This window comes from Halorubrum vacuolatum (assembly GCF_900188065.1).
In the GTDB taxonomy this organism is placed as follows: domain Archaea; phylum Halobacteriota; class Halobacteria; order Halobacteriales; family Haloferacaceae; genus Halorubrum; species Halorubrum vacuolatum.
Window position 1 is genome coordinate 162,266 of the sequence record NZ_FZNQ01000003.1, and the last position, 15,159, is coordinate 177,424.

10 protein-coding genes and 2 tRNA genes are annotated in these 15,159 nt (G+C 64.4%); 5 read left to right on the forward strand and 7 right to left on the reverse strand.

Going from position 1 to position 15,159, the window contains the following annotated elements; genetic code table 11:
• Window positions 1-11 precede the first annotated feature (11 nt).
• From CHB65_RS04920 to CHB65_RS04945, 6 genes are read right to left on the reverse strand one after another with little or no spacing between them, the layout of a single operon-like run.
• Window positions 12-431, reverse strand: a complete 420-nt coding sequence (locus tag CHB65_RS04920) for a NusA-like transcription termination signal-binding factor (RefSeq protein WP_089383941.1) — start codon at window positions 429-431, stop codon at window positions 12-14.
• On the reverse strand, window positions 431-1,711 hold the full coding sequence (rpoA2, locus tag CHB65_RS04925) for a DNA-directed RNA polymerase subunit A'' (protein WP_245809903.1): 1,281 nt from the start codon (window positions 1,709-1,711) through the stop codon (window positions 431-433). The genes CHB65_RS04920 and rpoA2 overlap by 1 nt, the downstream gene beginning before the upstream one ends.
• The gene (locus CHB65_RS04930; RefSeq protein ID WP_089383942.1) at window positions 1,704-4,631 is read right to left on the reverse strand and encodes a DNA-directed RNA polymerase subunit A'; all 2,928 of its coding nucleotides are present in this window, start codon (window positions 4,629-4,631) and stop codon (window positions 1,704-1,706) included. Before CHB65_RS04930 ends, rpoA2 begins: the two co-directional genes overlap by 8 nt.
• Before the next feature lie 6 nt (window positions 4,632-4,637).
• Complete coding sequence (rpoB, locus tag CHB65_RS04935; RefSeq protein ID WP_089383943.1) at window positions 4,638-6,467, reverse strand: DNA-directed RNA polymerase subunit B; 1,830 nt, start codon at window positions 6,465-6,467, stop codon at window positions 4,638-4,640.
• Window position 6,468: 1 nt separating this feature from the next.
• Entirely contained in the window at window positions 6,469-8,034 is a 1,566-nt protein-coding gene (locus tag CHB65_RS04940) for a DNA-directed RNA polymerase subunit B'' (protein WP_089383944.1), read from the reverse strand.
• Entirely contained in the window at window positions 8,031-8,261 is a 231-nt protein-coding gene (locus CHB65_RS04945) for a DNA-directed RNA polymerase subunit H (protein ID WP_089383945.1), read from the reverse strand. The genes CHB65_RS04940 and CHB65_RS04945 overlap by 4 nt, the downstream gene beginning before the upstream one ends.
• 233 nt (window positions 8,262-8,494) lie before the next feature.
• Here CHB65_RS04945 and CHB65_RS04950 point away from each other — a divergent pair.
• Both CHB65_RS04950 and CHB65_RS04955 read left to right on the forward strand, forming a co-directional pair.
• Window positions 8,495-8,567 (forward strand) — tRNA-Asp (locus CHB65_RS04950).
• Window positions 8,568-8,599: 32 nt separating this feature from the next.
• A tRNA-Asp gene (locus CHB65_RS04955) sits at window positions 8,600-8,672 on the forward strand.
• 558 nt (window positions 8,673-9,230) lie between these two features.
• On the opposite strand, the gene CHB65_RS04960 is transcribed toward CHB65_RS04955, so the two are convergent.
• Window positions 9,231-10,382, reverse strand: coding sequence for an aminopeptidase (locus CHB65_RS04960; RefSeq protein WP_089383946.1), 1,152 nt, complete (start codon window positions 10,380-10,382; stop codon window positions 9,231-9,233).
• A gap of 173 nt (window positions 10,383-10,555) precedes the next feature.
• Here CHB65_RS04960 and CHB65_RS04965 point away from each other — a divergent pair, with 173 nt between their 5' ends.
• From CHB65_RS04965 to CHB65_RS04975, 3 genes are all read left to right on the forward strand, one after another.
• The gene (locus CHB65_RS04965; protein WP_089383947.1) at window positions 10,556-12,205 is read left to right on the forward strand and encodes a GTPBP1 family GTP-binding protein; all 1,650 of its coding nucleotides are present in this window, start codon (window positions 10,556-10,558) and stop codon (window positions 12,203-12,205) included.
• Between the two features lie 192 nt (window positions 12,206-12,397).
• Window positions 12,398-14,023 carry an ABC transporter substrate-binding protein gene (locus CHB65_RS04970; RefSeq protein WP_089383948.1) on the forward strand — a complete coding sequence of 542 codons (1,626 nt, stop codon included), beginning with the start codon at window positions 12,398-12,400 and terminating at the stop codon, window positions 14,021-14,023.
• Window positions 14,024-14,106: 83 nt separating this feature from the next.
• Window positions 14,107-15,159, forward strand: a complete 1,053-nt coding sequence (locus CHB65_RS04975) for an ABC transporter permease (RefSeq protein ID WP_089383949.1) — start codon at window positions 14,107-14,109, stop codon at window positions 15,157-15,159.

Consider the following 15,159-nt stretch of genomic DNA (forward strand, 5'->3'; position numbering starts at 1 on the left):
CCGATCGCCGCCTAGGTCAACTGGATATCGTCGATGTCGTAGTGTCGCTTCGCCAGCGTCCGGGCGGTTTCGATGTTGCGGCCGTCAGCGCCGATGGCGACGCCACGGTCGGGTTCGGCCACCTCGACGTACGCGACCCGGTCGTTCTGTTCGGAGACCGTCACGGCGTTGACCGCCGCCGGCGCGAGCGCGCTCGCGACGAACGCCTCCGCCGTGTCCGCGTCCTCGACCAACTCGATCGAGCGGTTCAGCCGGCGCTCGACCCCTTTTACCGTCTCGCCGGCTTGGCCGATGGCCGCCGCCATCTCGCCGGCCGGGACGAGAAAGACGAGCCGGTCGCCCTCCACGAGGCAGTCCTTCGGTGCGACTCCGGTCAGTTCGTCGAACCGACCGATATATCGCCGTGCCTCATCGGAGAGCTCGACCCGCATCAGTCCGTGCGTCCGTCGCGCTCGCCGTCGTGCTCGCGTCCGACCGGTCGTCCGCCGTCCGTGCTCGCCCCGTCGCCGATCACGCGCGATCCCATCCGCAGATCGACGTCGCCGGTGCCGATCGAGATCGGCTTGCCGGCGATGACGTTTTCGATGACGCCGTCGAGTTCGTCGTACTCGCCGTGGATCGCGGCCTCAAGGAGGTGGTTCACCGTCACCTCGAACGCCGCGCGTGCCAAGACGGAGTCCTTCGATCCGGAGATCCCGTGGCGACCGATCGATTCGATCTCGCCGTTGTTCGTCATGATGTCCGCGACGAGCATCAGGTGTCGGACGTTCACGTCGTCGAGCCCCTGCTCTTCGAGCGTGTTCTTCGTCTCGTTGATGATCGTCTCGCGGGCCGCCTCGACGCCCAGGTTGCGGTAGATCTCGTGGATGTTGTTACACGTCGTCCGTGAGGCGTCGACGCCCTCGATCTCGAGGACGTCGCCGAAGGCCGACCCCTCCGTGTAGAGGACGAACCGCTCCTCGTCGTCGATCTCCTCTTTCCGGATGACGACGCGTTCGACCTCCTCGATTCCCTTAAATACGATGTCGCGGAGCCGCTCAACGAGCTGGAGTAGCTCGCGATAGCTCGGCTCGTTCGGGCCGAACTCGATCACGGTGCCGGCCTGTCGGGTGTCGACGCCGAGCGCGTCCGCGATCGTCTCGGAGATGATCCCCGCGACCTCGCTCGGGTCCGAGTAGGTCGGCCATCGTTCCAACAGCGTGTCATCGTTGAGGTCGATCCGGACGAGCATATCGGCGACGTTCGTCGAGACGTCACCGAGCGCGAGGATGCGCGTCGACTCGATCGACCAGACGACCTCGTGAGCCTTCTCGCGGTCGGTCGCGTACTCGCCCTCGAGATGAACCGTCATCATCGGCGTGTCCGGCGTCTTCCGGGCGTCAACCAGCTCGATGAGTCGGGGAAGACCCTGTGTAACGTCAATTTCTGCAACCCCAGCGTAATGAAAAGTATTCATTGTCATCTGTGTGCCGGGTTCACCGATCGATTGTGCAGAAACGGTCCCGACCGGGTCCAATGGATCAACCCGTGTCTCGAGGTAGCGGTTCTCGACGCCGGTGACGATATCGGTCACCTGCTCGTTCGAGATGCCGTTGTACGCCTCGGCCTTCTCCTCGATGGTCTCATAGACCGCCCGCTTGAGCCGCGTCGGAAGCTCCGTCGCCTCGACGATCGCCTCCATGTCGTCGGTCACGTGCTCGTACTCAGTCATCGGATTCCACCTCCCGTCCGCGGATCTCGTTAAGACCCGGTCCGGTATGTTCAGAGAGGTTCGTCGGCGGTGTCCGCTCGCCGAGGAACCGTTCCTTCTCCGCCTCGGAGCTGAACTCCGCTTGCATGACGCGATCGGCGATGCCGCCCACGTCGATGCCGTCGCCCGCTCCCGAGGAGACCTTCACCGGCGAGGTGCCGTCCTCGCCGAACTCGAACTGCACGATGGTGCCCGAGGTGTCCCGGACGGTCCCGTCGTACTGCGCTTCCAGCTCGGAGAGCGCGTTGATCAGCCGCCGCTGGAGGTAGCCGGACTTCGAGGTCCGAACCGCCGTGTCGACCAGCCCCTCGCGGCCGCCCATCGCGTGGAAGAAGAACTCCTCGGGCGTCAGCCCGCCGCGGTAGGAGTTCTCCACGAACCCGTGTGCCTCCGCGGAGAGATCGTGTGGCCGGTAGTGTGAGAGCGTCCGGTCCTCGTAGCCGCGGTTGATCCGCTCGCCGCGAACCGCCTGCTGGCCGACGGAGCCGGCCATCTGTGTCAGGTTGAGCATCGACCCACGCGCGCCCGATCGGGCCATCACGACCGCCGGGTTGTCGTCGCCGAAGTGGCGATCGGCGATCTCACCGGCGGAGTCACGGGCCTTCCCGAGCGTCTGCATGATCTTCATCTCCAGCGTCTCGTCGACGCTTCGTCCCGGCAACGACTCCAGTTCGCCGGCGTGGTACGTCTCGATCAGCTCGTCGACACGCTGGTAGGCGCTCTCGATCGCCTCGTCGACCTGGCGTTCGGCCTCCGGCGGGATCGACTCGTCGTCGATCCCGATCGAGAAGCCGAAGTGCATGATCGCGCGCATCGCGAGCGCGGCGATCTCGTTGATGAAAACGCGCGCTCGTGTCTCGCCGTACGTCTTGGTGAGCGTGTCGACGACCTCGCCGCCGAACGCGCCGACGGCGTCCTCGTCGATCGTCCCCTCCTTGAGTTGGCCGTTCTCGATGCGAACGGTGTCGCCGGTCGAGGAGGTGAACTCGAGCGAGAGGTCATCGGGCAGCAGCTCCGAAAACAGCGTCCGCCCGGTCCAGTACTCCTCGCCGTGCTCGTCGACGCCATCCGCCTCCGGCAGCTCGTCGACGCGGGTCGCCCGCAGCAGGTCGAGCGCCTGCGTCTCGCTGAACTGTGGGTTCGTGTGGGTGAGCAGGTAGGTGCCGGAGATGTGGTCCTGGATCGCCCCGATGATGTTGCCACCGAACCGCGGCGAGAGGATCTGCTCCTGCACGCGCATGAGCACGCGTGCCTCCGCCCGCGCCTCCTCGTTCTGGAGCGCGTGCATGTTCATCTCGTCGCCGTCGAAGTCGGCGTTGTACGGCGGGCAGACGACCGTGTTCAGCCGGAACGTCTTATACGGCATGACCACGACCTCGTGGGCCATGATCGACATCCGGTGTAACGACGGCTGCCGGTTGAAGATCACGATGTCGCCGTCTATCAGGTGGCGGTTGACCTCCCAATCAGGCTCGATCTTCTCCGACAGCTCCTCGCAGTTCTTCTCGGTCACCTTCAGGCGACGACCGTCCGGGCGACGGACGTAGTTCGCGCCCGGATGGGACTCGGGTCCGTTTCGAACGTACTGGCGGGCCTCCTCGACGTTGCGCTCGGTGACGTTGAGCGTCTGTGTCATCTCCGTCGCCACGCGGTCGGGGACGCCGACCTCGTTCAACGAGAGGGTGGGGTCCGGCGAGATGACCGTCCGTGCGGAGAAGTTGACGCGTTTCCCCGACAGCGACCCGCGGAAACGACCCTCCTTGCCTTTTAAGCGCTGGCTGAGCGTCTTCAGCGGTCGGCCGGATCGGTGGCGTGCCGGCGGCGTGCCGCTGATCTCGTTGTCGATGAACGTCGTGACGTGGTACTGTAACAGCTCCCAGAGGTCCTCGATGATGAGTTGTGGGGCGCCGGCCTCGCGGTTCTCCATGAACCGCTGGTTGATCCGGATGATGTCGACGAGCTTGTGGGTGAGGTCGTCCTCCGATCGCTGGCCGTTGTCCAGCGTGATGGAGGGGCGCGTCGTCACCGGCGGGACCGGCAGTACCGTGAGCACCATCCACTCGGGCCGGGAGCCCTCGGCGTCGATGCCGAGCACCTCCAAGTCCTCGTTCGGGATGTCCTCGAACCAGTCGCGCACGTCCGAGGGCATCAGTTTGTTCATGTCCTCCTCGGTGAGGTCGACGTCGAGCGCCTTCTCGATGGCCCGACGGTCCTCCTTTCGCGGACGGAACTCGCCGGCCATGATCTGGTTGATCCGGTCGAGCGCGATATCGGTCTTCTCGGCGAGTTCCTGCGGGGAGGTCCCCGGTTCGTCGGCCTCCTCGTCGGGCTGCATCGCGACCGCGATGCGCTCGGAGTAGTCGCCGGCGAGGACGTCCTGCACCTCGTAGTAGGTCGTCGGCTTCTCGTGTTTGATGTCCGCCTGCGGCTCGCCACAGAACGGGCAGTTCGAGGCCTTCCGCGCCTGCCGCACGGCCGCTTTCAACACGTTGTGCGGGTCGTCGCCGAGCTCCTTCGCCCGCTCATATCGCTCGCTGAACTCCTCGCGCTGTCTCTCGTCTAACGCCAGCCGACCGCACTCCCGGCATGTCGAACGAAGCAGTCGACGGATGAGCTTCGTGAACCCGACGTGAATGACGGGCGCGGCGAGTTCGATGTGGCCGAAGTGACCGTTACACGAGCCCGAGTGGGACCCACAGGTTCGACACTCCAGCCCGGGATCGATCACGCCGAGCCGTGGGTCCATGAGCCCCATGTCGATGGGGTAGCCGTCGTCGTCGTAGGTGTCCGCCGTGATCACCTTCGTGGCCGACATGTCCCGGTACGTCTCCGGGTCCATGAGGCCGAAATCGATGCCGCCGAGCGTCTTCGGTGTCTGCATTGACATTTAAATCGCGTCCTCCAGTTCGAGTTTCGGTCGGATGCCGAGCGCGATCATCTCATCGAGCAAGAGCTTGAACGCGTAGCTCACCTCCAGTTCGTGGATGTCGTCCTCGTTGCCCGTGACCGGGTCGTACACCCGCCGCTGCTCGCGATCCTCGACGGCGACGAGCCCCGTCTCCGCGGAAACGTACACCCGCTCCGCGTCGGAGGACTGCAGGAGCCGTTCGTTGAGCACCATCGACGCGCCGTGGCCGATGATCGTGTCGCGCTCCATCTCCCCGACGCGGAGACCACCCTCGCGGGCACGCCCCTCCGTGGGCTGGCGCGTGAGCACCTGCACCGGGCCGCGCGAGCGGGCGTGGAGCTTGTTCGACACCATGTGGTACAGCTTGTGGTAGAAGATCGTCCCGACGAAGATCTCCGCGTCGATCTTCTCGCCGGTCACGCCGGAATACATGACCTCCTTGCCGGAGGAGTTGAACCCGAACTCCTCTAACCCCTCCCGGAGTTCGGCCTCGTCTTCGCCCTGGAACGGCGTCCCGTCGACGCGGGAGCCGCGCAGGGAGCCGACCTTGCCGCCGAGCATCTCCAGAACGTGTCCCACCGTCATCCGCGAGGGCAACGCGTGCGGGTTGACGACGAGGTCGGGGACGACCCCCTCCTCGGTGAAGGGCATGTCCTCCTGCGGGGCGAGGTGGCCGACGACGCCCTTCTGGCCGTGTCGCGACGCGAACTTGTCGCCCAGTTCGGGCACCCGCTGGTCGCGTACCTTCACCTTCGAGAGCTTCGAACCGTCCTCGCCCTCCATCAGCGTCACGGTGTCGACGACGCCGGACTCACCGGAGCGCATCGTCACGCTCGTCTCACGCCGCTTCTGTGGGGAGAGCCCGCCCATGTCGTCGGGCTCCTCCAGGAATCGCGGCGGGCTCGTCTTCCCGAGCAGGACGGAGGACTCATCGACCACCGTCTCGGGGTTGACGAGGCCGTCCTCATCCAGGTGCGTGTAGGCGTCCTCGCCGCGCGCGCCGCGCACGTCCTGTGAGGGGATCTCGAAGCGATCCTCCTGCCCGCCCGGATACCGTCGCTCCTCGCCCTCGTAGGTTCGGAAGAAGTGCGAGCGGGCGAGCGCGCGGTCGACGGAGCCCTGGTTCATCACCAGTGCGTCCTCGATGTTGAACCCCTCATAGGACATGACCGCGACGACGAAGTTCTGGGCGGCCGGGCGCTCGTCGAAGTTGATCTGCTCGGTGGTCTGTGTCTTGACCATCGCCAGCTGCGGGTAGTGCATCAGGTGCTGGCGCGTGTCGGGGCGGATCCGGTAGTTCGCGGAGGGAAGCCCGAGCGACTGTTTCATCATCCCGGCTCCCATCGTAATGCGGGGGCTCGCGTTGTGTTCGGGGTACGGGATCATCCCCGCACCGATACCGAAGACGAGCTGTGGGTCGATCTCGAGGTGGGTGTGCTCCTCGGTGATGTCCTCCTCGTCGACGGCGACGAGGATGTCCTCCTCCTCCTCGGCGTCGATGAACTCGACGTAGCCGCGTTCGACGAGGCCCTCGAAGCCGACGTCGCCGCGTTCGAGCGCGGCGATCTCCTCGTCGCCAAGTAAGGGTTCTCCGTTCTCGACGACGATGAGCGGCCGCCGGGCGCGTCCGGCGTCCGCGTTCACGATCACTTCGCGGGTGCGCTCTTTCACCGAGACGTTGACCATCTCGCTGACGTCGCCCCGTCGCCGTGCCTCGCGGATCTGTTCTGCGAGCGCCGTGGGGTCCGGATGGGTCCCCACGAGGCTCCCGTTGACGTACACCTTCGCTTCGCGTGCTTCTGTTGCCATATCAGTCGTCCGCCGTCTGTCGTTCGACGCGTTCGATGCCGGGGATCCCCTCGACACCCATCGACGCCAATTCCCGTTTCAGTCCCTGTTCGTCCTCGACGTTCTGTGAGAGCTCCATCGCCTGTGCGAAGTTCTTCACCAGCCCACAGTTCGGCCCCTCCGGCGTCTCGGAGGGACAGATGCGACCCCACTGGGTCGCGTGCAGGTCGCGCGCCTCGAAGTGTGGCTGTGACCGTGACAGCGGGCTTCGGAGGCGACGCAGGTGTGACAGCACGCCCATGTAGTCGGTCCGGTCGACGAGCTGGGAGACGCCCGAGCGGCCGCCCACCCAGTTGCCCGTCGCGATCGGGTGTTCGAGCCGCTCGGTCAGCACGTCCGAGCGCACGACGGTGTTCACCGTCAGGTTGCGGTTGCGCATGTTCGCCCGTTCGAGCTGGTATTTCACGTCGCGTGCGAGCTTGTTCAACGCGGTACGGAACAGGTCGCGCATCAGGTCGCCCGAGACCTTCAGCCGCTTGTTCGCGTAGTGGTCCTTGTCGTCGGGGCCGCGGCGTTCGAGCGCGAGTTCGAAACACGCCTCGGCCATCCGGCAGAGGTAGTACGCCTTGTTGATCCGGACGTCCTCCTCGTCGACGCCCTCCTCATGGAGGTGCGGAAGGAGGTACCGGTCGATGACGTAGTTCGCCCGCTTCAGCTGGTAGTTCTTCCCCTGCCCGGAGGCGACGCGTTCGCCGAGGCTCTCGATCGCCTCCTCGGTGGTTCGGACGGGCGCTTCCTCTAAATTCTCCAGCATGAACTTCACGATCTCGGGGTCGTCGCTCACACGGTGGACGATCTCCTCGTCGGATTCGAGTCCAAGCGCCCGGACGAGCGTGACGAAGTTCACGGAGCCGGAGACGGAGGGGAACGATACCTCGAGGATCCCCTCGCGGTTGCGCTCACAGAGCACGAGCGCGCGGTAGCCACGGCGCTGTGAGAAGGTCTTTGCGACCTGGATCTCGTCGCCATATTTCGAGTCGTACTCCGCGAGGATCTTGTTCGGTGCGAGGTCCTCGGAGGTCATCAACACGCGCTCGGAGCCGTTGACGATGAAGTAGCCGCCGGGATCGACGGGGTCCTCGCCGATGTCGATCAGCTCCTCATCGGTGAAGCCGGCCATGTTACACTTGTTCGAGCCGACCATCACCGGCATGCGCCCGACCTTCGTCTCCGTGGAGTCGACGACGGTTTCGGGCTCCTCCTCGCCGCCACGGACGATGGACATCTCCATGAAGACGGGCGCGGAGTAGGTGATGTTTCGCAGGCGGGCTTCCTGTGGATACAACAGCTCCTCGGAGCCGTCGGCCTCGCGGACGCGAGGGGTGACCATCCGGACATCGCCGAGTTCGACGTAGACGGGCTCTTGGCCCTCCTTATCGCCGATGTCGGTGTCGATGGTCGCCTTCTCGTCGACGACTTCCTGCATGCCGCGGTCGAGGAAGTTGTTGAACGAGCGGAAGTGGTGTTCTGCGAGCCGGTCATCCGAGAAGTATTCGCGTGAAACCACGCGTCGGTCTTCCCTGTTCATGAGACGACGAGTCGGTATACGACCGCTGTATCGGTCGTTCGGGAGTTTCGGACGATTTTCACCACGTCGCCGACGGTGGCCTCGTCGGGGAGCGCGGGATCGGTCCGTTTGATCTTCGGCAGGTCGGTCTTTTTCACGTTGTACTCCGTCAGGACCGCCTCGACCTCCTCGGGATCGTCGAGAAGGACGTGGTCCGGGACGAGTTCGTGTTGGCTTACGTCTACCATGGGTGCTGGTGGTGGGGAGAAGCTATCACGAGATACTACAGCGGCTTACAAGCGCCACTCAAATAAGACTTGTTAACCACGGACGCCACGCGCCGCTCCCAGAAGCGCGGGCGTTCTCGACCTCACAGACGAGGGCTGTGAGTAAAAACGTACCGGGGTATGTGAACGGCGCACAGCCGAAAGCGGGATGGCAAGCCTTATTTGCCGAACGGGGATACGGTTGAGTGCGGCACGCCCGGATGGTGTAGTGGCCCATCATACGACCCTGTCACGGTCGTGACGCGGGTTCAAATCCCGCTCCGGGCGTCCCCGATTTCGGGGCCCCGCCGCGGTTGTCTGCCCGGATGGTGTAGTGGCCCATCATACGACCCTGTCACGGTCGTGACGCGGGTTCAAATCCCGCTCCGGGCGCTTGACGAACATTGACGAGCGAAGCGAGTCCGTTCGTCAAGCGGTCCGAAGGATTTGAAGCAGGGAGCGGAGCGAGCGTTGCGAGCGGAGCGACTGGGGTTCAAATCCCGCTCCGGGCGTTTTCCACAAACAATCGATGAGCGAAGCGAGCCCGTTCGCATCGTAGCCGTCCGCTTGGTTTTATTGAATCCTCACGGAGTGATCGGTTTCACACGGTGTGCTGCATAGCGAGAATACGTTTAGATCAGTCGCCATCCATATCCGTGTATCAGCATCACTGCTAGGATCCCAAAAACGGTCAGCGCCAGCATGTAGAAGATCATGATGAGTCCCATCTGTTTCGTCGTCATCTCGCCTTCGAGGATATCTGACAGTCCCATCGTCCAACGTACTGTATCGCGGTCGTGCCCTCATTGGTCTCACCGTTAATCGAATAATGCACTTATATACGAGTCGGCGAATCCCGTGTCAGACCGGCGCGCTGTATTCACTCGGAGTTCGTGTCTCCTCCGCACGACTTCCACCGATCCGTTCGTTTTCACATCGACGAATCGCCGCTCATCCCTCGAACCCGTCCTCCCAGCGGAACGTCCCGTTTCGCTGGACGACCTCGCCGTCGACGCTGATGAAGGAGTTCTGACTCATGTCGCTTATAAGATCGACGTGGACCGCGCTCTGATTGCCCGATTCGCCGTCCGGCAGGCAGGCGTCGTAGGCGCGACCGATCGCGAGATGGACCGTGTCCCCCATCTTCTCGTCGAAGAGGATCGAGTCGGTGAAGCGGTCGATTCCGCGGTTCATGCCGATCCCGAGCTCACCCAGTCGTCGTGCGCCGGCGTCGGTATCGAGGATCGACGCGAGCGCCTCCTCGCCGCTTTCGGCCGTGAAGTCCACGACCTCGCCGTCCTCGAAGACGAGGTGGACGTCCCGGACGCGGGTCGCCTCGATCGTCATCGGCACGTCGAAGAAGACCTCGCCCTCGGTCGCGTACGGGGCGGTGAACACCTCGCCGGAGGGGAGGTTGTGTGAGTCGTACGCGACGGAGGCGGCGGAGTTGACGGCGGTGCGGCCCGCGATCGACATCGTCACGTCCGTGTCGGGGGCGTCGTCGCGCTCGGTGACGATCCGCACTTCCTCGCCGGCGTCGAGGATCGCCTTCATTTCGGCCATCTCATCGGCGAGCGACTCCCAGTCGCGGAGGACGGCGTGATAAACGAAGTCGCGATACTCCTCGTAGGCCATCCCGGCCTGTTGGGCGAGGCTGCGCGTCGGATGGACCGTCGAGACCCAGTCGGTGTCCATACGGGCCTCTCGAACCTCGGTTCGTGTGGACGCATACGCCCGGCGAACCGCGCGGTCGACGTCCGCCGTCGCCGTGGTGTTGCGGCCGCCGCCGAGCCGGAGGTAGACGTCGGCGGCCTCGACGAGCGCCAGATCGACGGTCGGGTCGCCGAATCGCTCCGTGGGACCGCCGTTATCGTCGCCCGCCTCGTCGACGGCAGTCTCGTGCCCTTTTAAATATGCCCTGGCGACCTCCTCGGATCCATAGAGGGTCGTGACGCTCGCCCCCCGCTCGCCGAGGACCTCCGCGACGGCGACCGCGAGGTCGTGAGCCCCCTCCGCGACGTCGACGACCACGTCGTCGCCGGCTCCGGCCCGAGCGCTCCAGTCGACGAGTACCTCTGCGTGCTCGCGTACGCGTTCATCCATATACCCCCGCTGTGGCGGGATTCGCTTATATCCATCCGGTCCGGTCGCGCTCGTCAACGTACTCGCGCGATGCGGAACCACGTGCTCGCGCGATGCGAACCACGCCTCTCCCCCGAGACACGGTGACGCACCGCACGAAAACCGTTATAGCCGGTGGATCCCTATGGCTCTCCATGAGCGCTGACCGGTCCGTGCTCCAGCGGACCATCGAGCGTGGCGAGCGGGACGGCGGGGCGATCGAATTTAAAGAGCGCTTGAGCCGCGAGATCCATCTCTCCGAGGGCCGGATGGAGTCGCTCGTGGCCCAGTTGCGCCACCGGGTACTCTCGGGCGACGGGGAGGCGACCTACGTCCTCGGGGTCACCGACGACGGCGGGCTCGCGGGCATCTCTCCGGAGACGTTCTCGGAGACGATGGACGTCCTCTCGTTGCTCGCCGAGGAGGCGGACGCGCACATCGCCGACGTCGAGACATGGAGCGCGGGATCGGCTGGCAACGGCGACGAAGAGGGGCTCGTCGGTCTCGCGACCCTGCAGGAGGGCGGCGTCTTCGAGGCCGACGACGACCACATCGTCGTCGGCACCGCCGGCCACGTCGACCACGGCAAATCGACGCTCGTCGGCTGCCTCGTCACCGGTCGCGCGGACGACGGTCAGGGCGGAACGCGCGGGTTCCTCGACGTCCAGCCGCACGAGGTCGAACGCGGGCTCTCGGCGGACCTCTCGTATGCCGTCTACGGCTTCGCGGACGACGCGGACGAGCCGGTTCGGATGGACAATCCCCACCGGAAATCAGATCGCGCGGGGATCGTTGAGCGCGCCGACCGGCTCGTCTCGTTCGTCGACACCGTCGGCCACGAGCCGTGGCTCCGAACCACGATCCGGGGGATCGTCGGGCAGAAGCTCGATTACGGACTCCTCGTCGTCGCTGCCGACGACGGGCCGACACGGACGACGCGTGAACACCTCGGGATCCTGTTGGCGACGGAGCTCCCCACCATCGTCGTGCTCACCAAAGCCGACGCGGTGACGCCCGAGCGGCTCGCCGCGGTCGAACGGGAGGTCGAGTCCACGCTGCGCGACGTCGGACAGACGCCGCTTTTAGTCGACCGCCACGGCGTCGACGTCGCGATCGAGGAGGTCGGAGACGGGGTCGTCCCGATCCTGCGAACGAGCGCCGTCACGATGGAAGGGTTGGACGACCTCGACCGGCTCTTCGCGTCGCTCCCGAAGCGGGCCACCCCCGAACGGGAGGCGTTCCGGATGTACATCGACCGGAGCTACAAGGTGACCGGTGTGGGCGCGGTCGCCTCCGGGACGGTCACCTCCGGAAGCGTCGAGGCCGGCGACGAGCTGCTCCTCGGACCGATGCCGGACGGGACGTTCCGGGAGGTGGAGGTCCGCTCCATCGAGATGCACTATCACCGCGTCGACCGGGCGAAGGCCGGCCGGATCGTCGGCATCGCGCTCAAAGGGGTCGAGGAGGCGGAGATCCAGCGAGGGATGGCGCTCGTTCCCCGCACCGACGATGTCGAACCGGTCCGGGAGTTCGAAGCGGAGGTGATGGTGCTCAACCACCCGACGCGGATCCGGGAAGGTTACGAGCCGGTTGTGCATCTGGAGACGCTCTCGGAGGCGGCCGTCTTTGCGCCGGCCGAAGGGCGGCTCCTTCCGGGCGATACCGGTCGAACCCGCGTTCGATTTAAGTTCAGGCCGTATCTCGTCGAACCCGGTCAGCGGTTCGTTTTCCGGGAAGGGTCGAGCAAGGGAGTCGGCACGGTCGTCGACGTTCGTAATGATGGAAACGGAGTCATCAACAGATAAACTCGTTCGGTATTTACACCGATCCCAACAGAGTGGAATATATCTCATTAGGAAGCGGCAAGATATTCATAAATATTTCTCATCGATACACGTTTGTCTTTTCACCGACGATTATTGGACATACCTGAGGCACTTCTTTCACTTTCCGTTCATTGGACAAGATTTATAGGTGGACCCTCGAAGGTGCATAATATGCGTCGACTCACCGACGAACGTTCCCGCATCACCCGCAGACAAGCTATCGCCAGCGGTGCCGCCGTCTCGACGTCCCTCTTCCTTGCCGGCTGTGCCGACGATGCCGAGGAGGACCTTCCGGACGACGACGACGACACTCCCGACGTCGAGGGTCAGCTCAACATCACCCAACAGGTCGCCCCGATCGAGTGGGACCCCGTCGTCGCGAACGACGCGTACTCGGGCCAGATCTACCACACGATCTACGACGGCCTCTATGAGTACGACGTCCAGACGGTCGATCCGCAGCCGAAGATCGCGGCCGACACTCCCGAGATCGAGCGCGACGGCGAGCGGTTCATCATCCCGCTTCGTGAGGAGCCGGAGTTCCACGACGGTACGCCGGTGACCGCAGAAGACGTGATCCACTCGTTCACCGCGCCCGTCGAGGAGCAGACGGACAACATGCCGGATTTCGACATGATCGAGGACGCCGAGGCGATCGACGACCACACCGTCCAGTTCGACCTCGAGTTCCCGTACGGGGCCTTCGAGACGGTGACGCTGGCGACGTACATCGTCAACGCCGAGGCTCGGCAGGATGACCCCGAGGCGTTCAACCTGGAGAACCCCATCGGCTCCGGGCCGTACCAGTTCGATCAGGCGGAGATCGGCGAGTTCGCCGACGTCACCCTCTGGGAGGACTATTGGGACGAGCCGAGCCAGATCCCCTCGATCCGCTGGGAGCCCGCCGAGGACGACGCCGGCCGCGTCTCACGGATGCTGGCCCGCGAGACCGACGTGATGGAGGGCATTCCACCAGCGGACTGGGAGTCCATCGAGGCGGAGGACGGTATCTCCATCGAGGACACGGCCGACACGGGCGTGTTCTACCTCGCGTTCAACTGTCAGGAGGGCCCGACGGCCGACCCCGACGTGCGTCGGGCCGTCGCCTACTGCCACTCCACCAGTGCGTTCGTCGACGACGTGATCGGTGAAGCGGGCCAGAACATCAACTATCCGGTCGGGCCAACCATCGCCGAGGAGTGGGACTTCCCCGTCGACGAGTGGAACGACATGGAGTACGAGTTCGACCCGGATCGCGCACAGGAACTGCTCGACAACTCCGACGCCATTGAGGAGGGCGATGAGATCCGCTTTATATCCCCACCGGACGACCTCCGTGAACAGTGGTGTGAGCTGGTCGTCGACCGCCTCAACGAGATCGGCTACGGCGGTCGCGTCGATCGACTCGACTGGGACACGTTCACCGACACCTACCAGTCCGGCGATGCCGACGAGTTCAACGTCTACTCGCTCGGATGGACCGGCGGTGGGGACCCCGACGTCTACCTCTACCAGCTGTTCCACGAGAGCCAGGCCGGCGTGAATCAAGGTCACTTCTACGAGAGCGACGAGTTCCACGAGAAGATCGTTCAGGCCCGTGAGTCCGTCGACATGGACGAGCGCCGCGAGCTCTACATCGAGGTCATCGAGGAGATCCTCGAGGAGGTCGTCTGGATCCCCGGCTGGAACACGCTGAGCGCCATCGCGTACGACGAAGACCGCGTCGAGAACGTGCTCCCCGACACCAGCACGACCACGACGCCGCGGATGGACCTGCCGGACGCGGCACTCCGCTAACCGCTTCGCCCGCGGTTTTCGACGAATAGAGCCACTTATCAACCCTCAACAGACAACACAACCAACCACTCACCGGATAGACAATGGGACTCCTTCGCTACACGCTCAACCGCTTCCTACAGGCAATTCCGGTGATGTTCGGCATCGCCGTCATCACCTTCCTGTTGGTCAACTCGATGCCGGGCAACCCCGTCGACGTCATGTTGGCCGAACAGGACGCGAGCCCCGAACTCATTCAGGCGATCGAGGAGCGGTACGGACTCGATGAACCGCTACACATCCAGTTCCTGAACTACATCGGCTTCTCGTGGTTCCTCGCACAGATCGGGTTTCCGGGCTTCGCCGATGCACCGCCGGGACTCCTGCAGGGTGATCTCGGACTGAGCATGTACTACGAGCGTCCGGTCTCGGACCTGATGCTCACCCGGCTCCCGCCGACGCTGCTGTTGATGATGTCGGCGTTCGCGTTCGCGCTGGTGACGGCCATCCCGCTTGGCGTGTTGGCGGCCACGCGGCGCAACCAGCCGGCCGACCACGTCTCGCGGATCGTCGCGCTCATCGGCGTCTCGACGCCCTCCTTCTGGATCGGGATCATGCTCATCATCCTCTTTTCGGTTCAATTGGGGTGGTTGCCCTCCGGCAGGTTGGTGTATCCGTGGCGTGACCCCTCCCACTACGGCTACGGCTCCACGCTGGAGTTATACTATCAGACCGTGAGACACCTCATCCTCCCGATGATCGCGCTCGGGACGCTCCAGATGGCGACGATCATGCGCGTCGAGCGGAGCTCGATGATCGAGTCGCTGCAAAAGGAGTACGTCAAACTCGCCCGCGCCTACGGCGTCTCCGAGCGAAAGATCCTGCGAAAGCACGCGTTCCGGCCCTCACAGCTTCCGGTCGTCACGCTCGTTGGATTGAACCTGACGAGCGCCATCGGCGGGGCCGTCCTCATCGAGATGGTGTTTTCGATCAACGGGATGGGGCGGCTGCTCATCCAGTCGATACAGACGCATGATTACCAACTCGTGTTGGGTACGACCGTGGTGATCGGCTTCGTCTTCGTCATTGGCGTGATCATCACGGACATCGCGTACGCGTATATCGACCCACGCGTGTCCTACGGGGAGGGAAGCTAA